General features: G+C 72.3%; 17 protein-coding genes. 12 read left to right on the top strand and 5 right to left on the bottom strand.

From position 1 onward, the window contains the following. Positions 1–43: 43 nt before the first annotated feature. Positions 44–1216 carry a PP2C family protein-serine/threonine phosphatase gene (locus AC0ZLC_RS09880; RefSeq protein ID WP_476751516.1) on the bottom strand — a complete coding sequence of 391 codons (1173 nt, stop codon included), beginning with the start codon at positions 1214–1216 and terminating at the stop codon, positions 44–46. Positions 1217–1377: 161 nt separating this feature from the next. On the opposite strand from AC0ZLC_RS09880, the gene AC0ZLC_RS09875 reads away from it, so the two are divergent. Continuing rightward, entirely contained in the window at positions 1378–2607 is a 1230-nt protein-coding gene (locus AC0ZLC_RS09875) for a GNAT family N-acetyltransferase (protein ID WP_476751515.1), read from the top strand. Positions 2608–2686: 79 nt separating this feature from the next. Here AC0ZLC_RS09875 and AC0ZLC_RS09870 read toward each other — a convergent pair whose 3' ends face one another. After that, positions 2687–3496, bottom strand: a complete 810-nt coding sequence (locus AC0ZLC_RS09870; RefSeq protein ID WP_476751514.1) for an Fpg/Nei family DNA glycosylase — start codon at positions 3494–3496, stop codon at positions 2687–2689. A gap of 161 nt (positions 3497–3657) precedes the next feature. Then, positions 3658–4143 (bottom strand): ribose-5-phosphate isomerase, encoded by a 486-nt coding sequence (locus AC0ZLC_RS09865; RefSeq protein WP_476751513.1) that lies wholly within the window; start codon positions 4141–4143, stop codon positions 3658–3660. A gap of 229 nt (positions 4144–4372) precedes the next feature. Between AC0ZLC_RS09865 and AC0ZLC_RS09860 the strand changes: the two genes are divergently transcribed. Next, positions 4373–5854 (top strand): amino acid permease, encoded by a 1482-nt coding sequence (locus AC0ZLC_RS09860; RefSeq protein WP_476751512.1) that lies wholly within the window; start codon positions 4373–4375, stop codon positions 5852–5854. A 156-nt stretch (positions 5855–6010) separates the two neighbouring features. Here AC0ZLC_RS09860 and AC0ZLC_RS09855 read toward each other — a convergent pair whose 3' ends face one another. After that, positions 6011–8146 carry a protein kinase domain-containing protein gene (locus AC0ZLC_RS09855; protein ID WP_476751596.1) on the bottom strand — a complete coding sequence of 712 codons (2136 nt, stop codon included), beginning with the start codon at positions 8144–8146 and terminating at the stop codon, positions 6011–6013. A gap of 232 nt (positions 8147–8378) precedes the next feature. Here AC0ZLC_RS09855 and AC0ZLC_RS09850 point away from each other — a divergent pair, with 232 nt between their 5' ends. Together AC0ZLC_RS09850 and AC0ZLC_RS09845 are read left to right on the top strand one after the other, a co-directional pair. Continuing rightward, entirely contained in the window at positions 8379–9122 is a 744-nt protein-coding gene (locus AC0ZLC_RS09850; protein ID WP_476751511.1) for a hypothetical protein, read from the top strand. Positions 9123–9258: 136 nt separating this feature from the next. Next, positions 9259–10575, top strand: coding sequence for an FAD-binding oxidoreductase (locus AC0ZLC_RS09845; protein WP_476751510.1), 1317 nt, complete (start codon positions 9259–9261; stop codon positions 10573–10575). A 4-nt stretch (positions 10576–10579) separates the two neighbouring features. On the opposite strand, the gene AC0ZLC_RS09840 is transcribed toward AC0ZLC_RS09845, so the two are convergent. Then, on the bottom strand, positions 10580–11155 hold the full coding sequence (locus tag AC0ZLC_RS09840) for a biotin transporter BioY (RefSeq protein ID WP_476751509.1): 576 nt from the start codon (positions 11153–11155) through the stop codon (positions 10580–10582). A 451-nt stretch (positions 11156–11606) separates the two neighbouring features. Here AC0ZLC_RS09840 and AC0ZLC_RS09835 point away from each other — a divergent pair, with 451 nt between their 5' ends. From AC0ZLC_RS09835 to AC0ZLC_RS09800, 8 genes are all read left to right on the top strand, one after another. Further along, the gene (locus tag AC0ZLC_RS09835; RefSeq protein ID WP_476751508.1) at positions 11607–12821 is read left to right on the top strand and encodes an ROK family protein; all 1215 of its coding nucleotides are present in this window, start codon (positions 11607–11609) and stop codon (positions 12819–12821) included. A gap of 54 nt (positions 12822–12875) precedes the next feature. Next, complete coding sequence (locus tag AC0ZLC_RS09830; RefSeq protein ID WP_476751507.1) at positions 12876–13028, top strand: hypothetical protein; 153 nt, start codon at positions 12876–12878, stop codon at positions 13026–13028. Positions 13029–13321: 293 nt separating this feature from the next. Further along, entirely contained in the window at positions 13322–14389 is a 1068-nt protein-coding gene (locus AC0ZLC_RS09825; RefSeq protein ID WP_476751506.1) for an ABC transporter substrate-binding protein, read from the top strand. Continuing rightward, entirely contained in the window at positions 14386–15255 is an 870-nt protein-coding gene (locus AC0ZLC_RS09820; protein WP_476751505.1) for an ABC transporter permease, read from the top strand. The genes AC0ZLC_RS09825 and AC0ZLC_RS09820 overlap by 4 nt, the downstream gene beginning before the upstream one ends. After that, positions 15231–16043 carry an ABC transporter ATP-binding protein gene (locus AC0ZLC_RS09815; protein WP_476751504.1) on the top strand — a complete coding sequence of 271 codons (813 nt, stop codon included), beginning with the start codon at positions 15231–15233 and terminating at the stop codon, positions 16041–16043. The genes AC0ZLC_RS09820 and AC0ZLC_RS09815 overlap by 25 nt, the downstream gene beginning before the upstream one ends. Then, positions 16040–17386: an LLM class flavin-dependent oxidoreductase gene (locus tag AC0ZLC_RS09810; protein WP_476751503.1), complete on the top strand. Its 1347-nt coding sequence runs from the start codon at positions 16040–16042 to the stop codon at positions 17384–17386. Before AC0ZLC_RS09815 ends, AC0ZLC_RS09810 begins: the two co-directional genes overlap by 4 nt. A gap of 60 nt (positions 17387–17446) precedes the next feature. After that, positions 17447–18364, top strand: a complete 918-nt coding sequence (locus tag AC0ZLC_RS09805; RefSeq protein ID WP_476751502.1) for a TauD/TfdA dioxygenase family protein — start codon at positions 17447–17449, stop codon at positions 18362–18364. A gap of 135 nt (positions 18365–18499) precedes the next feature. Beyond that, a complete protein-coding gene (locus tag AC0ZLC_RS09800) occupies positions 18500–19909 on the top strand; it encodes an amino acid permease (protein ID WP_476751501.1) in 1410 nt (469 codons plus the stop codon). Positions 19910–20019 lie beyond the last annotated feature (110 nt).

The following is a 20019-nucleotide window of genomic DNA, read 5'->3' as shown; positions in this document are numbered from 1 at the left end:
CCCCCAGTGTCCCCCAGCCCCGTCCGCCCCGGGGCGCCGGCGTTCAGCGGGCGGCCGTGGGTCCGTCGCGGCAGATCAGCAGCAGGGCCCGGTCGTCGTTGACGTCCTTCGCGACCGTCTCGATGAGATGCCAGGCGGCCCCGTGGAAACCGCCCCCCACATAGCGGTCGGCCTCTCCGGTGAGCCGGTCGATGCCCTCCACGATGTCGCGTTCGGCGGTCTCCACGAGGCCGTCGGTGAACAGCATCAGGACGTCTCCGGGGCGCAGCGAGCCCTTCACGGGGTCGAACTGCGCGCCGTCGTACACCCCGAGGAGGGGGCCTTCGGCCACCTTCTCCTCCCAGCGCCCGCTGCCCGCGCTGAGCTGGAGGCCCGGTGGGTGGCCGGCGGAGAAGAGTTCGTAGTCGCCCGAGTCAAGGTCGAGGACCAGGTGGATCGAGGTCGCGAAGCCCTCGTCCCAGTCCTGGCGCAGGAGGTAGCCGTTGGCCGCGGGCAGGAAGGCGTGCGGCGGCAGCGATCCCAGCAGGCCGCCGAAGGCGCCCGACAGGAGCAGCGCGCGCGATCCCGCGTCCATGCCCTTGCCGGAGACGTCGGTGAGGACGACCTCCAGGGTGCGCCCGCCGTTCGTCCGGGCGGCCACCACGAAGTCACCGGAGAACGACTGCCCGCCCGCCGGGCGCAGCGCCATCTCCCGGTGCCAGCCCTGCGGCAGTTGGGGCAGCTTGCTCTGCACCCGGATCCGTTCGCGCAGGTCGAAGAGCATGGTGCCGCCACGCCGCCAGGGCACGCCGACCCGGCTGCGGAACTGGGCGATCAGCAGCCCGAAGAAGCCGCAGGCCGCGACGACGAGCACGACGCCCGGCGTCACCCGCGACGGGCCCTGCGTGTACGGGCCGAGCCTGACCGACTCCACGATCAGCGCGGTGGCCGCCGCGGCGTACAGACCGAGCAGGCTCGCCGGCCGCAGCAGCAGTCCGCCCGCGACGATCGGCAGGACCAGCGCGGCGGGTGAGCACCACACGGAGTTGACCATCGTGGTGGCCGCGATCAACGGGATCGTCAGGAGCAGACCGACCAGCGCGATCCAGTCCGAACCGTCCCCGCGGAAGTAGTCGACGGCGGATCTGCGCAGGGCGGTGCGGACCCGGTGCCACTGTTTCTTCAACCGGGCCGTGAACGTCTCGGCGGCCGTGCGCCGCCCTCGTCCTGCTGCCATTGCTCGGGACCCTATCCATCGGACCAGTCCCTTGGCACGGGAGGTCCCACTTGTCCCTCGTCCGAGCGCTCAAATTCACAGAGAACTTCACGGAAGAACGGTTCCGGTAACCCGGGCGAAATTCCCTCGCTCGCACCGCATTGCCCTGATAGGCATGGCCCATGACGACTGATGTGCGCGTGCTCGAACCGGCCGAGTGGGACGCCTGGTACGGCAATTTGATCCGGGCTTTCGGCGGGGTGAAGGAGTCGTCGGAGGAGCGCGAGCTGGGGCGTGCGCTCACCGAGTACGACCGTGCCATCGGGGTCTGGGACGGCGACGAGTGCGTCGGCAGCGCGGGCGCGTTCACCTTCGGCCTCTCGGTACCCGGCGGGGCCTGCGTGTCCGCCGCGGGCGTCACCATGGTGAGCGTCGCGGCGACGCACCGGCGGCGGGGGGTACTGACGTCGATGATGCGCCGGCAGCTGGACGACATCCGCTCGTGGGGCGAGCCGGTGGCCGTCCTGACCGCCTCGGAGCCGGTGATCTACGGCCGGTTCGGCTACGGCACCGGCACCCTGAACGTGAACGCCGAGATCGACACCGCCCGGGTGCGGCTGTCCGTGCCGCCCGGCACCGATGACGTACGCCTTCGGTACGCGCCGCCGGCCGACGTGCTCGACGCGTGCGAGGCGGTGTACGCGCGGCTGGTGCCCGGCCGTCCGGGCATGCTGGCGCGCCGCCCCGGCTGGGAGCGGGTCGCGCTGCTCGACCCGGAGAGTGAGCGGGGCGGTGCCTCGGCGCTGCAGTGCGTGGTCGCGGAGCGGGACGGGGAGGTCGCCGGTTACGCACGCTTCCGGGTCAAGCCCGAGTGGACTCCGTCCGGGCAGAACGGCACGGTCGTCCTGGAGGACCTGGAGGGGCTCGACCCGTTGGTGCGGGCCGCGCTGTGGCGGTTCCTGTTCGACGTCGACCTGACGAGCACGCTGCGCACCCGGGGCCGTCCCGTGGACGAGGGGTGGCAGCATCTGGTGTCCGACATCCGGCGCTGCAACCTGCGGACGCGGGACGCGCTGCACGTACGGCTCGTCGACGTCGGAGCCGCGCTGGCGGCGCGGACCTACCGGGCGCCGGTGGACGTGGTGTTCGAGGTCGAGGACGCGTTCTGCCCCTGGAACGCGGGGCGTTGGCGGCTCTCCGGTGACACGAAGGGCGCGTCCTGCGTGCGCACGGAGGACGCGGCCGATCTCGCCCTGTCCGTGAAGGAGTTGGGGTCGGCGTACCTCGGCGGGGTGTCCCTGGCGTCGCTCGCGGGGGCGGGGCTGGTGCGGGAGCTGCGGCAGGACGCGGTGGCCGAGGCGTCGGCGGGGTTCACCTCGGCGGTCGCGCCGTGGCTGCCGCACGGCTTCTGACGGTCACGGGATGCGGTGACCGTCACGGGGTCTGATGACCGTCACGGAGTCCGGTGACCGTCACGGAGTCCGGTGACCGTCACGCGGTCTGGCAGGCCGGGCACCAGAACAGGTTGCGGGCGGCGAGACCGGCGGTGCGGATCTCGCCGCCACAGACGTGGCAGGGCAGGGTGGCCCTGCGGTACACGTAGACCTCGCCGCCGTGGTCGTCGACGCGCGGCGGGCGGCCCATGGCCTCGGGGGTGTGCTCCGGGCGGACGGTGTCGATGCGGTTGTGGCGGACGCCCTCGCGCATCAGGGCGGCCAGGTCGGCCCAGATCGCGTCCCACTCGGCCGGGGTGATGTCCTTGCCCGGCCGGTACGGGTCGATGCGGTGCCGGAAGAGGACCTCGGCGCGGTAGACGTTGCCGACGCCCGCGATCACCTTCTGGTCCATCAGCAGGGCGGCGATCGTCGTACGGCTGCGGGAGACCCGGCGGTAGGCCCCGGCCGGGTCGGCGTCGGGGCGCAGCGGGTCCGGGCCGAGGCGGCCGTGTATCGCCTGCTTCTCGGCGTCGGTGATCAGGGCGCAGGTCGTGGGGCCGCGCAGGTCGACGTACGACCTGGCGTCGGCGAGGCGGAGGCGGACGGTGTCCGTGGGCGGCGGGGCCGGGGCGGGGCCGAAGGTGACCTTGCCGAAGAGGCCGAGGTGGATGTGGATCCACTCGGCTGCGCGGAAGCCGAGGAAGAGGTGTTTGCCGTGGGCGTCAGCGGATTCCAGGACGGCGCCGTCGAGCAGGGCCGCGGCGTCCGTGAATTTTCCCTGGGGGCTGGTGACGCGGGTTCTGCGGCCGGCGAAGGCCGCGGCGCAGTCCTCCGCCAGGCGGTGAATCGTGTGCCCCTCGGGCACGGGGTCCTCCTGCGTCGTCCGTCCTGGGGGGTGGGTTTTCACCCCTTCCGCCCCTGCCCGTCCCGTTTCCGGGGCTGTGCCCCCGCGCCCCCTGGCGCGCTTCGCTCACTCCTGGACGCCGGACGGGCTGAGACTTCCCGTCCGGCGTTCTTGGCGGAGCGCTACTGCTGCGGGTGGTGGGGCGGGATCTCGGGGAGGTCGCCGGTGGTCTCGTAGGCGGAGAGCATGTCGATGCGGCGGACGTGGCGCTCGTCGCCCGAGAACGGGGTGCCGAGGAAGGTCTCGACGAACTTCGTCGCCTCCTCCTGCGTGTGCATGCGCGCGCCGACCGCGACCACGTTGGCGTTGTTGTGCTGGCGGCCGAGCGAGGCGGTCTCCTCGCTCCAGGCGAGGGCGGCGCGCACGCCGGCCACCTTGTTCGCGGCGATCTGCTCGCCGTTGCCGGAGCCGCCGATCACGATGCCGAGGGAGTCCGGGTCCGCCGCCGTGCGCTGTGCCGCGCGCAGGCAGAAGGGCGGGTAGTCGTCCTGGGCGTCGTAGATGAGCGGCCCGCAGTCGACGGGCTCGTGGCCGGCCGCCTTGAGCCACTCCACGAGGTGGTTCTTCAGTTCGAAACCGGCATGATCGGAGCCGAGGTACACGCGCATGCTCCGAGTGTGACACGCCCGTACCCGTCCGGCCTCGCCGGGTGCCGCCGGAGAAAAGAGTGGCCTGAGCCACTAAACCTCAGGGAAACCTCAAGTAACGATCCGGAATCAAAGGTTCACGAATTCCGTGGCCTCCGTTTCACTGGACCGACTCGTACACCGCTCGTATGAGGAGCCGTACACCGCTCGTACGGGAAATCTGCACACTCGGCACAAAGGAACTCGTCCCATGACCTCGCAGCCGACCCTGTCGAAGGCCGGACACGGCCCGGAGAGCCCCGGAGAACCCGGTGGCGGACTCCAGGCCGGACTGAAGAACCGCCACCTGTCGATGATCGCCATCGGCGGTGTCATCGGAGCCGGACTGTTCGTCGGCTCCAGCACCGGCATCGCCACCGCGGGCCCGGGCATCCTGCTGTCCTACGCCCTTGTCGGCACGCTCGTCGTGCTGGTGATGCGGATGCTCGGCGAGATGTCCGCGGCCAATCCGACGTCCGGTTCGTTCTCGGCGCACGCCGACCGCGCGCTGGGCCGCTGGGCCGGCTTCTCGATCGGCTGGCTCTACTGGTTCTTCTGGGTGGTGGTGCTGGCCGTGGAGGCCACCGCCGGGGCCAAGATCCTCGAAGGGTGGATGCCGGCCGTTCCGCAGTGGGGCTGGGCGCTCATCGTGATGGTGGTGCTCACCGCGACCAACCTGGTCTCGGTCGGCTCGTACGGCGAGTTCGAGTTCTGGTTCGCCGGGATCAAGGTCGTCGCGATCGGCGCGTTCATCGTGGTGGGCGGTCTGGCCGTCTTCGGCGTGCTGCCCGGCGTCGACGCGGACAAGGCGGGGCTCGGCAACCTGACCGAGCACGGCGGCTTCCTCCCGCACGGGCCCGGCGCGATCCTCACCGGTGTCCTGCTGGTGGTCTTCTCCTTCATGGGCAGCGAGATCGCCACGCTGGCGGCCGGTGAGTCCGAGGACCCGCAGCGCGCGGTCACCAAGTCCACCAACAGCATCATCTGGCGGATCGCCGTCTTCTACCTCGGCTCGATCCTCGTCGTCGTCGCGCTCCTGCCGTGGAACGACAAGGCCATCGCCGACGAGGGCTCCTACGTCGCCGCGCTGAACTCCCTGGGCATCGCGCACGCCGGTCAGATCATGAACTTCATCGTGCTGACGTCGGTGCTGTCCTGCCTCAACTCCGGTCTGTACACGGCCTCCCGGATGGCGTTCTCGCTCGGTGAGCGCGGGGACGCGCCGAAGGCGTTCGCGCGGACGACGGCACGGGGTGTGCCGATGACCGCCATCGTGGTCTCGGTGGTGTTCGGCTTCGTCGCCGTCTTCTTCAACTACAAGTTCCCCGACTCCGTCTTCCTCTTCCTGGTCAACTCCTCCGGCGCGGTGGCCCTGTTCGTCTGGCTGGCCATCTGCTTCTCCCAGCTGCGCATGCGCAAGATCATCCAGCGTGAGGCGCCGGAGAAGCTGGTCGTGCGGATGTGGCTGTACCCGTACCTCACCTGGGCGACCGCCGCGATGATCGTCTTCGTGCTCGGCTACATGCTGACGGACACGGAGCACGACGGACGCGAGACCGTCCTGCTGTCGCTGCTCGTCGCGGCCGTGGTCCTGACGATCGCGCTGGTCCGCCAGCGGATGGGTGCCGGCCGGCCCGCGCAGCCGGTGACGGACGCCTCCCGGGACGAGGCGCAGGCCGAGGCCGGTGCCTGACGCCGGCTGCTGACGGCCGGGTGACCGGTACCCCGGAGTGCGAGGGTGGGGCCCCGCGGCGTGTGCCGCGGGGCCCCACCCGTGCGCCGTGCGGCGGACGCCTTGTGTCGTGCGCCTTGCGGCGGGGGCGGGTACGGCTCTGCCGGGCCGGCGCCCTCACAGGACGGTGAAGCTGTTCTTGACCTTTTCGTAGGTGCGCAACGCCCGGCTCTCGATGCCGGGTTGGTACCAGGTGTTGATCTGGTACGACGTGCCCTCGGCCTCGAAGCCGAGCAGACGGGCGTGCCACCGCACGCCCTTGAGCGCGAACGTGTACTCCCAGACGACCGCGGGCCGGCCCCGGAACGTCGTCTCCTCCAGGCGGATCTTGCGGTAGTCCCGCCCCTGGTGGGCGTTCCGCTCCGACGTCCGCCACGTCCTCATCAGGTCGCCGCGGGCCAGGGACGACCTGGCCACCAGTTCCTGTCCGCCGTCCGGTGAGGTGTAGTGCACCTCGGCGCCCGTTCTCAGGTCCCGTCGCCAGCCCTCCGGCGTCACCCACGCGAACCCTCCGGCCTCCCGGCGTGCGCCCGGCGGCAGGCTCGGCGGGCGCGAGGTGCCCGCGACGGTGGGCGTGGCGGACGACGGGGCGCCTGTCCCGGTGCCGGTGCGGGTCCCGTTGCCGGTCCCGGTGTCCGCCGTGACGGACGGTACCGGCGACGAGGGAGAGGCGCCGTCGTCCCGGCCGAGAGAGCCGCCCGCCGCCGCGAGCACGAGCGCGGCGGCGGCTCCCGCGAGGACCGCCGCGCCGGCGGCGAGCACCGTGCGGCGCGAACTCGGCCGGGGGGCCGACGCGGCGGGTGGAGGCAGTTCGCCCGGGGGCATGGTGGCCGGCTCGGTCGGCTTCGCGGCCGGCCGGGCCCGTGTCGGCGTCTCGGGGGGCGCGAGGGTCTCTGGTGGGGGTGCTGCCGCTGCACGGCTCGCGTCGGTGCCGGGGACGGCCCCCGGAGTGCGGCCGGCCGTGACGGTCGGGGTGCGTCGTACCGGAACCGCGTCCTGGACCGGGCCGGGCCGCCCGAGCGCACGCGTCGGTGACACCGTGCGGAGCGCGGGCGGGACGGGTCCCACGGGTTGCGGCGCTTCACGCGTCGGACCTTCCCCGGGGGTTCGCTCCGCCTCCGGGGCGGGGCGGAAGGTGGCCTGCGGGACGGGGCGAGGGAGCGTCGCCGGGTTTGGGCCGAGGTCGGTCCCCGGCTCCGGCTCCGGGCCGCGGCCTGTCCCAGGCCTCAGCTCCTGCTCGGGGTCGGGGGCCATCTCCGGGTACGGGCGGGAAGCCGTTTCGGAGCCGGGGCCGGGGGCCACCTCCGGGGCTGCGCGGGAAGCCCCCTCGGGGTCGGGGTCGGGGTCGGGGTCGGGGTCGGTTCCAGGCTTCGGTGCCTGCTGCGGGCCGCCGTCGGTCCTTGGCTGTGGCTGCCGCAACCCCATCCCGCCGGGGTTGCTCGTCGTATCCGGTGTGGGCCGGGGTACTTCGTCGGGCGCCGGTCCGGGACGGGTCCCGGTCGCCGGGCAGGCGATCGGTGTCAGGGCCGACTCGAGTGCCGCGAGGCCGGGGCGAGTCGACGGATCCTTCTCCAGCAGGGCTGCCAGGATGTCCCTCAAGTCCCCTGCTGACAGGGGCAGTTCGGGCTGCTCGTACAGCACGGCGTGCAGCGTCGCCAAAGTCGTCGAGCGGGAGAACGGGGAGCGTCCGCCGAGCGCCGCGCACAGCGTCGCGCCGAGGGACCACACGTCGGACGGTGGGCCCTGCGGCTGCCCCGACACCCGCTCGGGTGCCATGTAGTCGGGGGAACCGACGAGCATCCCGGCCATCGTGAGCGCCTTCGCGTCCTGCATCGCGGCGATGCCGAAGTCGGTGAGGACGACGCGGTGGCCGCGTCGCTCGACGAGGACGTTGCCCGGCTTGATGTCGCGGTGCAGGACGCCCCCGGCATGCACCTGGCGCAGCGCCGCGACCAGTCCGAGCCCGAGCCGCGCCGCCTCGCGCACGGTGAGCGGGCCGTCCGCCGCCACGATCTGTTCGAGGGAGCGGCCGACGACCAGTTCCATGACGATCCAGAGCCGTTCGCCCTCGTCCACCACGTCGTAGATGCGGACGACGTTGGGATGGTCCATCCGAGCCGTGGCCCTGGCTTCGCGCAAGGTGCGTTCCCGGCGGGTGCGGGTGTCCTTCGGGTCGAGTCCGTCGATCCGCATTTCCTTGACGGCCACCCATCGGCCGAGCATGTCGTCGGATGCTCGCCACACCCGCCCCATTCCCCCCTGGCCTATGCTTTCGACCAGCCGATAACGACCGGTCACCAATAATCCCGGAACACCGTCGTACGCATTTCCCGGCAATCCCCTGCACCCCCTTCACACGCGCCACGGACGTCCGTAACAGCGGAAACACAATGGTCACACTTCACGCCGTACCAGCATAGTGCGGAGAAATCTTGTGGTACCTCTTCAAGTACTGCGAATTCAGGCGCAGCCAAGGGGGACGAACATGAGTTCTCGTCGCACGACGACCATCGCGGGATCGCTGCTCACGGCATCTTTCTCGGCCGTGCTGATCCTTTCCTGTTCCGCCGTCGCGGACGACACGGGGCCGGGAAGCAGCAAGGGGGGAAAGGCGGTGGACGAGGCGCCCGCGGGCGTGCGGCCGATCACGCGGCTGCCCGGGAGGATCTCGGTCGACAACAGCTCGCTGAAAACATCGATCACCGCCACGGTGAAGAACGAGGGGACCAAGGAGAGCGACACCCTCCGGCTATTGGTGGTCGGTTTCGACGGCCTGCGCGTCAAGAATGTCGAGGGGTGTTCCGCCATCGCCGCCGAGGATCTTCCCGCGAAATCGAACAGTGGTTTCAGTTGCGCCGTGGGCAAGCTGGCGGCCGGTGCCACGAAGTCCTACGACGTCGACGCGACGTTCGATCTGAAGAAGGCCGGAGAACTCTGCCTGCCGGTCCAGGACGGCGCCGGGAAGAAGACGTACTGGCAGCAGGGTCCGGTGCCGTTCGGTACGACGAATCCGTCGCCGAACGCACCGGCCACTCCATTGCTGCTCGGCACCGACAACACTCCGGTGGCGCCCGACGGCGACGAGCTGCCCAGGACCGGCCCCGCGGACCGGGTCGTGCCGCTCGGCGCGGCCGGCGCCGCACTCGTCGGCGCGGGTGCGGCCGGCCTGTGGTGGACGACCCGACGGCGTCCGCGGCGGGGCGGGGCAGCAGCCGGTCTGAGCGGCTGAGCGGAAGCCGTACGAGCACGTGGGGCGGCCGTATCCGCACGTGGGGCGGGCCGGGAGGCCGTACGCGGTGCCCGGCCCGCACCGCCCCTCGGTAACCTGACGGCACCTGTCAGGTTATGCGGGCACGATGCCGTCCATGAACACCGTGGACAGTACCCACAGCAGGCTCGTCCTGCGGCCCGGCGACGCGGGCTACGAGGACGAACTCGCAGGATTCCAGACCGGTTTCACGCAGCGGCCCGCCGTCGTCTTCGCGGCGGCCGGCGCCGACGACGTGGCCGCCGCGGTGCGTCACGCCGCGGCGGCGGGCCTGCCGGTCGGCGTCCAGGCCACCGGGCACGGGCTGCCGGGCGACTCGCAGGGCGGGGTACTCGTCACGACGCGGCGCATGGCCGGCGTCACGGTCGACGCCCGGGCCCGCACCGCCCGTGTCCAGGCCGGCGTCCGCTGGGCCGACGTGATCGCGGCGGCCGGGCCTTCCGGGCTGGCCCCGCTCAACGGGTCGGCGCCGGGCGTGGGCGCCGTCTCGTACACGCTGGGCGGCGGACTGGGCATCCTGGCACGGGAGTTCGGGTACGCGGCCGATCACGTACGTTCGCTGGACGTGGTCACCGGGGACGGGCGGCTCCGCCGGGTGACCCGGGCGTCGGATCCCGGCCTGTACTGGGCCCTGCTCGGCGGCGGGCACCACCTCGGCATCGTCACCGCACTGGAGACGGAGCTCGTGCCGGTGACCCGGCTGTACGGCGGCTCGCTCGCCTTCGACGGGCGCGAGGTCGACCCGGCGTCCGCGCTGCGGGCGTACGAGCGCTGGACGCGGACGGTCCCCGACGGCCTGACCTCGTCGTTCGCCGCCGTGCCGTACCCGGACGTGCCGGGGCTGCCGCCGCGGCTGCGCGGACGGTACGCCGTGTCCGTACGCGTCGCCCACCCGGGTCCGGCCGCCGAGGGCGAGCAACTCGTCGCCCCGCTGCGGGGGATCGGCCCGGCGCTCACGGACTCGCTGCGCGAGATGCCGTACTCCGAGAGCCACACCATCCACAGCGATCCGGACTTCCCGCACACGTACTACGGGGACAACGCGGTGCTGCGGGAGCTGGACGTCGAGGCGGTGTCCGCGCTGCTCGCCCTGACGGGGCCGCAGGCACCCGTCATGTGCGCCGTGCAGATCAACCACCTGGGCGGGGCGCTGACCCGGCCCGCGCCGAACTCCGTGCCGCACCGAGCGGGGCGTTTCCTGGTCCGGCTGCTGGCGATGGCCGACCGGACACGGGCACGCGCCCTGCTGGATCCGGCCTTCGCCCTGCTGGAGCCGTGGACGACCGGGCGCATGCGCAACTTCGCGTTCGGGGCCGGCGACCGCTTGGACGGGCTGTACGACCCCGGAACGCGCGAGAGGCTCGCCGGGCTGAAGTCGGTGTACGACCCGGCGAACCTCTTCGGGGGTGCCTGAGGGATCAGCGGTCGAGGAACTTCCAGGCGGTCGGCAGCACGCCCATCGCCAGGGCGGCCTTGAGGGCGTCGCCGATCAGGAACGGGGTGAGGCCCGCCGCGATCGCCGCGGTGAGCGACATGTCGGCGGCGAAGGCCAGGTAGGGGACGCCGATCGCGTAGATGATCGCCTCGCCGAGGAGCATCGTGCCCGCCATGCGCAGGACCGAGCGGTCGGCGCCGCGGCGGGCGAGCGCGCCCACGACGGTGGCGGCCAGGAGCATGCCGAGGATGTAGCCGAACGACACGGTGACGCCCGAGCCGCCCTCGGCGAACCACGGGACACCGGCAAGGCCCAGCAGCGCGTACAGGGCGAGGGAGAACAGGCCGCGGCCCGCGCCGAGCGCGGTGCCGACGAGGAGCGCCGCGAAGGTCTGGCCGGTCACCGGCACCGGGGAGCCCGGCACGGGCACGGAGAGCTGGGCGGCGAGCCCGGTGAGCGCGGCACCGCCGGCCACGAGCGCCACGTCCCTGACGCGGGAGGCGGGCAGCAGGTCGGCGAGGACCGGGCGGGGGCGGGCGGTCACGACAGCGGTACTCATGGGGACTCCGGCGGCTTCTCACGGTTCGGGACACCGTGACGCTATCCCAGGGCACTTGGGCCGATCACCGTCAGCGCTCGACAAAGGGGGGAACGTGCGCTTGGTGCCCTTCCGACAAAGAACGCCGGGGACACCCACGGCAGCGTGATGCTGGTCACTGTGGTGGGGTCGGTTTGCCCACGGGGACGGGTGGACCGGGACTGTAGGGACCCGCCAAAGGCCTCCGCCTCGCCTTTGGTGCGTCCCGGGCGCCGGGGCCTGGCCGGAACCGCCGGGCAGGCTCTACGCTCCGGGACATGACCGCCCAGTCCGAGAACTTCGCGTCGCGTCGCTATGTCGACCTGCGCCGCCAGGGCACGGCCACCTGTCGTCCGGGCTGAGGCGGGCGGAGCGGATCCGGCTCGCCGAGACCACCAGGCGCAGTGCCGGACCGACTCCGAGGACGTCTCCCATGCCCCGCTCCCTCACCCCTTCTCCCCCACCCCCCGCGGCGCCCGCGCACGTCCGGCGCGCCGTCGACAGTGACCGGCGCAGGACCAGCGCCAGCGCGATCCTGCGGTCCGTACTGGAACACGGGCCCGTGGCGCGCAGCACCATCGCCCGCCTGACCGGCCTCTCCCCGGCGTCGGTGAGCGACTACTGCGGCCGGTTCGCCGCGCTCGGCCTGATCCGGGAGGCGCCGCTGCCCCGGCGGCCGAACGGCGTCGGGCGTCCGCATCAGCCCGTGGACCTGGACGACTCCCGCTTCGTGGTCGGCGGAGTGCACGTGGCGGTGCCGTACACCACGGTGGCGCTGCTCGACCTGCGCGGCCGGGTCGTCGCTGAACGGCGGCTGCGGCACGACGGCACCGAACCGGGCCGGGTGCTGGCGAACGCCGCGGACGGACTGGGCGCGCTGCTGGCCGGCGCGCCGGGACGCACTCCGCTGGGGGTGGGCGTGGCGGCCGGGGGCTGGGTGGACAGGGACTCCGGGACCGTCGTGGAGCACCCCCTCCTCGGCTGGCGTGACGTGGCCGTGCGGGAGGCGGTCGGGGCGCGCACCGGGCTGCCGGTGCACGTGGACGGGCACGCGCGGGCGCTGGTCAACGCGGAGCGGCTGTTCGGGCGGGCGCGGGGCAGCCGGAGCGTCCTGCACCTGTTCGTCGGCAATGTGGTGGACGCCGCCTTCGCCACCAACGACGAGGTGCACCACGGCCCCCGCTCGCAGGCCGGGGCGATCGCGCATCTGCCGCTGGCGGGCGGCACCGAGGCGTGCGGGTGCGGCCGGACCGGCTGCCTGCAGGCCGAGCTGAGCGAGCGGACGCTGTGCCGCCGGGCCCGTGCGGAGGGGGTCGCCGACACGGTGAACCCGATGCACGTGGTCGGTGCCGCGGCCGGTGGCGATCCGGTCGCCGTGCGTCTGCTTCTGGAGCGGGCCCGGCTGGTCGGCCGGGCGGCGGCGCTGCTCCTCGACGTGCTGAATCCGGACACCGTCGTCGTCACCGAGGTCGGCGTCGTCCACCGGGAGGACTGCCTGGCCGCGCTGCGGGAGGAGGTGGGTGCGGAGCGGGCGGCGGCGGTCGTGCCGACCAGCTTCCCGGACTCGGTGCTGGCCGTGGCGGGCGGCTCGGTGGCTCTCGACGTGCTCTACCGGGACCCGTTGGGCACGCCACCCGGGCCGACTTAATTCAGAAACTCGGAATGTTGACAGGCGTCACGCGTGGCCGGGAACATCCTTTGCATGAGCAGCGCGCAGGACCATTCCCCGGTGTTCCGGTTGCGGCAGGGCCGCGACCGGAACGCCGGTGGCGCGCTGTCGCCGGCGCGGCGGGTTCCGCTCACCAAGTGCCGCGTCGTCGACCTGATGCGGGTCGGCCGCACGCTGTGTTGCTGAGGCACTGACCTTCCGACGTTCTGACGTTCTGACGTTCTGACGTCCTCTCGGGCCGCTTCCTTCCGGAGCGCGGGACCCGGCCGCTGCCTTCCCGGAGCGGACCCCTGGGCGTCAGGGCATCCCGCCGGTCCCTCGGCCGGCCCCTCCCGATCTCTTCTTCCGCCTCTTGTCCGGCCGCGCTTTCGGCGCGTGCCTCTTCCTGCGCGTGCCTCTTCCTGCGCGCGGACTCCTCCGTCCGCTTCGCCCTGCCCGGAACCGCGCGCCCCCTCGTCCCGACCTCACGGAGCCCCGCCATGCCACCACTGCCCGCGTCCGGTGTAGACCGACGGCTGTTCCTGTCCTCCCTGCTCGGCGCCGCCGCCGCGGCCGGGCTCAGCGGCTGCGCGGGCAGCAGCGCCGCCGACACCGGCACCAAGCGGTCCGCGACCGCCCCGCTGTCCTCCGACGTCCCGGCCGGCACCCGCCTGAAGATCGCCTCCTACCAGGGTGTCCAGCAACTCCAGTTCAAGCTGGCGGGCCTGTCCGACCTGCCGTTCACGGTCACCGACTGGCCCAACATCGGCGCCGGTCCCGACGTCATCAACGCCTTCCGAGCCAAGTCCCTCGACCTCGCCAACAACGCGGGCATCCCGCCGATCCAGGCGCACTACCAGGGCTTCGACGCGAAGATCGTCGCGATCAACGTCACCCGCAAGCCCAACTACCTCTTCGCCACCAAGCCCGGCAGCGACATCGAGGACGTGCGGGACTTCAAGGGCCGGCGGCTCGCGTTCTCGCAGGGTCAGGCGCAGGGCGTCGTCCTTCTGCGCGCCCTGAAGAAGGCCGGGCTGGCGTACGACGACGTGGAGCTGGTGCCGTTGACCAGCAACCAGTTCCTCACCGCGCTCCAGGCCGGGCAGGTGGACATCGCCCCGCTCGCCAACAGCCAGGCGCCGGCCTACCTGAAGCAGTACCGGGCCAAGGGCGCGCACACCATCAAGACCGATGTCGTCGACCTGCTCAACCTGCTGTGGGCGCCCACCCCGGTGCTGTCCGACCCCGCCAAGGCCGCCGCCGTCGCCGCGTACATCCCGCACTGGGCCAAGGGCCAGGTGTGGGCCTACGAGCACCCCGACGCCTGGAACGAGGAGTTCTACGTCAAGACGCAGAACCTCAGCCTCGCCCAGGCGAAGTCCATCACGGAGCTGGCGAACAAGCCGTATTTTCCGCCGAGTTGGGACAAGGCAGTGGCCTGGGAGCAGGAGACGGCCGACCTGCTGGCCGAGGGCGGTTTCGTGAAGGCGTTCAAGGTCGGCTCCCTCTTCGACCGCCGTTTCGAGGGCATCGCCGCCAAGGCCGTGCCGGCCGAGTACCGGAGGTGAGCGCCGTGACGACCACCGCACCGGCACCGGCAGCCGTCTCCCCCGCCGCCGCACCCGCCGGGACTCCCGGCCGGGACCGCCGCACCCGGCGCCGCGGCCTGGCCCCCGGCAAGCGGCTGCCCGCCTCCCGGATCATCGGCCCCGCGCTCTTCGCCGCGCTGTGGGCCCTCGCGTCCGCCGCGGGACAGCTGGACCCCGGTGCGATCCCGGCGCCCTGGACCGTCCTGCGCACCGCGGGGCATCTGTGGACGGACGGCACGCTCCCCACCGATGTACTGACCTCGCTCCGCCGCGCCGCCTACGGGTTCGCCCTCGGGCTGACCGCCGGGGTGACGCTCGCCCTGGCCGCCGGGCTCAGCCGGGTCGGCGAGGCGCTGATCGACGGGACCGTGCAGCTCAACCGGGCGATCCCCACCCTCGGGCTGATCCCGTTGTTCATCCTGTGGCTCGGCATCGGCGAGACGTTCAAGATCGCGATCATCGCCATCGTCGTCTACATCCCGATCTACCTCAACCTGCACGCCGCCCTGTCCGGCATCGACCACCGCTATGTCGAACTCGCCGAGGTGCAGGGCCTGTCCAGGCTCCGCTTCGTCCGGCAGATCGTCGTCCCCGGAGCGCTGCCCGGCTTCTTCGTCGGGCTGCGGCTCGGGGTGACCGGCTCCTGGCTGTCGCTGGTCGTCCTGGAGCAGATCAACGCCACCAGCGGCCTCGGCTATCTCATGTTCCAGGCCCAGAACTACGGCCAGACGGACGTCATCCTCGTCGGCCTGCTGATCTACGGCGTCTTCGGCCTGGTCTCCGACACCGCGGTCCGCCTCGTCGAACGGAGGGTGCTGTCATGGCGACGCACACTGAGCAACTGACCCGGCCGGCCGTCCGGCTCCGGGGCCTGACCCGCTCCTTCGAGGAGCGCACCGTCCTCGACGGCATCGACCTCGATCTTCCGCCCGGCCAGTTCACCGCCCTCCTCGGGCACAGCGGTTCCGGCAAGAGCACCCTGCTGCGCGCCATCGCAGGACTCGACCACAGCGTCACCGGCAGCGGTGAACTGAGCGCGCCGGAGCGGGTGTCCGTGGTCTTCCAGGACTCACGGCTGCTGCCCTGGCGCCGGGTGCTCGACAACGTGCTGCTCGGCACGGACGGCAAGGAGGCCGCGCTGCGCGGTCGCGCCGCCCTCGCCGAGGTGGGACTCGCGGGACGCGAACGGGCCTGGCCGAGCGAGCTGTCCGGCGGTGAGGCACAACGCGCCGCGCTGGCCCGCTCCCTGGTGCGGGATCCCGAACTCCTGCTGGCCGACGAGCCGTTCGGCGCACTGGACGCACTCACCCGGATCCGGATGCACACCCTGCTGCGCGAGCTGTGGGAACGGCACCGGCCCTCCGTCCTCCTCGTCACCCACGACGTGGACGAGGCGATCGTGCTCGCCGACCGGGTCCTCGTCCTCGACCGGGGCCGCATCGGCCTCGACCTGACGATCGAGCGTCCGCATCCGCGCTCGTACCGCGATCCGCTGCTCGGCGAGTACCGCGAACTGCTGCTCGGCGCGCTCGGCGTGACCGGACACGAGAAGAGCCCGGGGCGGCGGGAGACCCCGGCACAACAGCACGTGGACCAGGCGGACGACGTGCCCGACCAGGAGAGAACCCAGTGACCGAGCGCCGACTGCACCTCAACGCCTTCCTGATGAACACCGGCCACCACGAGGCCTCCTGGCGACTGCCCGAGAGCAACCCGCACGCGAGCGTTGATCTGGCCCACTACCGCGACCTCGCCCGCACCGCCGAACGCGGCACCTTCGACTCCCTGTTCCTCGCCGACGGTCCGGTGCTCTTCAACAGCGTCGGCCAGCGGCCGTCCGGCGCCCTGGAACCCATCACCCTGCTCACCGCGCTGGCCACCGTCACCGAACACATCGGCCTGATCGCCACCGCGTCGACCTCCTACAACTCGCCCTACAACCTGGCCCGCAGGCTCGCCTCTCTCGACCACCTCAGCGGCGGGCGCGCCGGCTGGAACATCGTGACCACCGCAGGAGCCGAGGCCGCCCGCAACTTCGGCCTCGACGACCAGCCGGCCCACGCCACCCGCTACGAGCGCGCCGCCGAGTTCCTGGACGTGGCGCTCAAGCTCTGGGACAGCTGGGAGGACGACCTGGTCGTCGCGGACAAGGCCGCCGGGGTCTGGGGCGACGAGCACAAGATCCACCCGCCGCGGCACCGGGGGACGTACTTCAGCGTCGAAGGCGCGCTCAACGTGCCGCGCACACCGCAGGGTTACCCGCTGCTCGTCCAGGCGGGCTCGTCCGAGAACGGCAGACGGTTCGCGGCCCGGTACGCGGAGGCGGTCTTCACCGCCCAGCAGACCCTGGCCGACGCGCAGGCGTTCTACGCCGACCTCAAGGCCCGTACCGAGCGGGCCGGCCGGGACCGCGACCACATCAAGATCCTGCCCGGGATCGTCCCCGTGATCGGCTCCACGGAGGCCGAGGCCCGTCGGCACGAGGCGGTCCTCGAGGACCACATCGTGTACGAGCACGGACTGGCCCGGCTGGAAGACCTGCTGCGGGTGGAGCCCGGCACGCTCGAACTCGACGCGCGGCTGCCCGCCGACCTGCCGCCGGAGAGCGCCATCGAGGGGGCCAAGAGCCGCTACACGCTCGTGGTGGAACTCGCCCGCCGCGAGCGGCTGACCGTCCGCGAGCTCATCGGCCGGCTCGGCGGCGGGCGCGGCCATCTGACGTTCGCCGGCACTCCGGAGCAGGTGGCCGACGCGATCGAGGAGTGGTTCCGGCTCGGTGCCGCCGACGGCTTCAACATCATGCCCGCCGTGCTGCCGTCCGGCCTCGAACTCTTCGTCGACCACGTGGTGCCGGTCCTCCGCGCCCGCGGACTGCTCCGCGCGGAGTACGGCCCGCGCCAGACCCTGCGCGAGCGCTACGGACTGCCGCGCCCCGTCAACCAGTACGCCGCCGCGCCGGCCCTCGCCGCGCACTGAGCGCCACCGCTGCCCGTCCGCCCGTCCCCTCCCGAGCCACCCTCGAAAGGACCGTCCCCCATGCCCGAGATCGAGATCCGCAAGGTGACCGCCCGCATCGGCGCCGAGGTGTCCGGCGTCGACCTCGCACAACCCCTGGACGAGGAGACCGTCGCGATCCTGCGCGAGGCCCTCGGCCGGCACAAGGCGCTGGTGTTCGACGCCGCCGGACTGGACGACGCGGGCCAGCAGGCCTTCGCCCGGCACTTCGGCGACCTCACCACCGCGCACCCCACGGTGCCCGCCGTCGACGGCGCCCCGAACGTGCTCGCCGTCGACAGCGAGCACGGTCGCGCCAACCACTGGCACACGGACGTCACCTTCGTCCTCAACCCGCCGCAGGCCAGCACCCTGCGCAGCATCACGGTGCCGCCGTACGGAGGGGAGACGCTGATCGCCAGCTCCGCCGCCGCGTACCGCGACCTGCCCGGCCCGCTGCGCTCGCTGGCCGACACCCTGTGGGCCGAGCACACCAACGACTACGACTACGCCGTGCCGGACGAGGAGATCGACGAGGAAACGGCCGGGCAGCGCGCCCAGTTCACGTCCATCGTGTACCGCACGGCCCATCCGGTCGTCCGGGTGCACCCGCTGACCGGTGAACGCGGCCTGTTCATCGGCGGCTTCGCGCAGCGGATCGTCGGCCTGTCGGCGGCGGAGTCCCGCAAGCTGCTGGAACTGCTCCAGTCGTACGTGACCCGGCCGGAGAACGTGCTTCGCTGGCGCTGGTCCCCGGACCAGCTCGTCCTCTTCGACAACCGGATCACCCAGCACTACGCCATTGACAACTACGACGGTCTGCCGCGCCGGCTGCACCGGGTGACGGTCGCCGGTGACGTGCCGGTCGGTGTCGACGGCCGGGAGAGCCACGCGATCACGGGCGACGCCTCGCACTACACGCCCGTCGCCGTGCCCGCGCCCGTGCCGGTGGCCGCCTGATACCCGCCAGGTAACCGGACCCTCACGTTCCGTATCGTGGGTGTCCGCATGTTGGGCAGTTCCTTCGTCGGGCGGGGGGACTGCCCAGACTGTGGGCGTTTTTGCCCCGTCTCACGTAACGGACTCCCCCACGCCATGTCCCGGACCGCTCCCGACAGCGGCGTCGACCGACCCGACGACGCCACCGCCGACCCGGCACCGCCGCTCTCGCACGGACTCAAGCAGCGCCACCTGTCGATGATCGCTCTCGGCGGGGTGATCGGGGCGGGCCTGTTCGTCGGGTCCGGCGCGGGCATCGCCGCCGCCGGCCCGTCGATCGTCGTCGCGTACGCCGTCTCCGGTCTGCTCGTCATGCTGGTGATGCGCATGCTGGGCGAGATGTCGGCCGCTCACCCCTCGTCCGGCTCCTTCTCCGCGCACACCGAGCGGGCGATCGGACCATGGGCGGGCTTCGCCTCCGGCTGGTCGTTCTGGGTGCTGCTGTGCACGGCCGTCGGACTGGAGGGCATCGGCGCCGCGAAGATCGTCACCGGCTGGCTGCCCGGTACGCCGGAGTGGGCCTGGGTGGCGCTGTTCATGGTCGCCTTCTGCGCGGCCAACCTCGCGGCCGTGAAGAACTTCGGCGAGTTCGAGTTCTGGTTCGCCGCACTCAAGGTCGGTGCGATCACCCTGTTCCTGGCGCTCGGGGTGCTGGCCGTCGCCGGACTGCTGCCCGGCACCGACTCCCCCGGCACGGCGCATCTCACCGGCGAGGGCGGCTTCCTGCCGAACGGCAGCGAGGGGCTGGTCATCGGCCTGCTCGCGTCCGTCTTCGCGTACGGCGGCCTGGAGACCGTGACCATCGCGGCGGCCGAGTCCGAGAACCCGGTCCAGGGCGTCGCGCGGGCCGTGCGCACCGCGATGTGGCGCATCGCGCTCTTCTACATCGGCTCGATGGCGCTCATCGTGACGCTCGTCCCGTGGGACTCCGACGAGGTCGTCGAGAAGGGCCCGTACGTCGCCGCCCTCGACCAGCTGGGCATCCCGGGCGCCGCGCAGCTGATGAACGTGGTCGTCCTGGTGGCCCTGCTCTCGGCGATGAACGCGAACGTCTACGGCGCCTCGCGCATCGCGTACTCGCTGGTGGAGCGGGGGCAGGGGCCGAAGACGCTCGGCCGGGTCTCCGGCGGCGTACCGCGGGCCGCGGTGCTGGCCTCCTCCGTGTTCGGCTTCGGCTGCGTGCTGCTCAGCTACTGGCGGCCCGACGACGTCTTCCCGTGGCTGCTGAACATGATCGGCGCGGTGATCCTGGTCGTCTGGATCTTCATCGCGGTGGCGCAGCTGCGGCTGCGGCGCACGCTGGAGCGGGAGGCGCCGGAGCGGCTCGCGGTGCGGATGTGGGCGTTCCCGGTGCTGACCTGGGTGGCGCTGGCGGCGATGGCCGCGATCCTCGTCCTGATGGCGCGGCAGCCGGACACCCGGGTGCAGCTGTACTCGACGGGCGGGATGACGGCGTTCCTGGCGGCCGTCGGCTACGTCCGGCAGCGGACGCGCGCCCGCGGCTGACCCGGCGCCCATAGGGGCCCTCGCACGGAGACGGTCCGTGCGGGGGCCCTTGCGCATGCCGCAGGCCCTTTCCGTGCGGGGCCCCTGCGCATGTCCCGGCGGATGGAGCG

The sequence above is a fragment of the Streptomyces sp. GLSS-08 genome (assembly GCF_056387915.1).
Note: the sequence above shows the minus strand (reverse complement) of the source record. Positions and strands in the feature narration are given on the sequence as shown.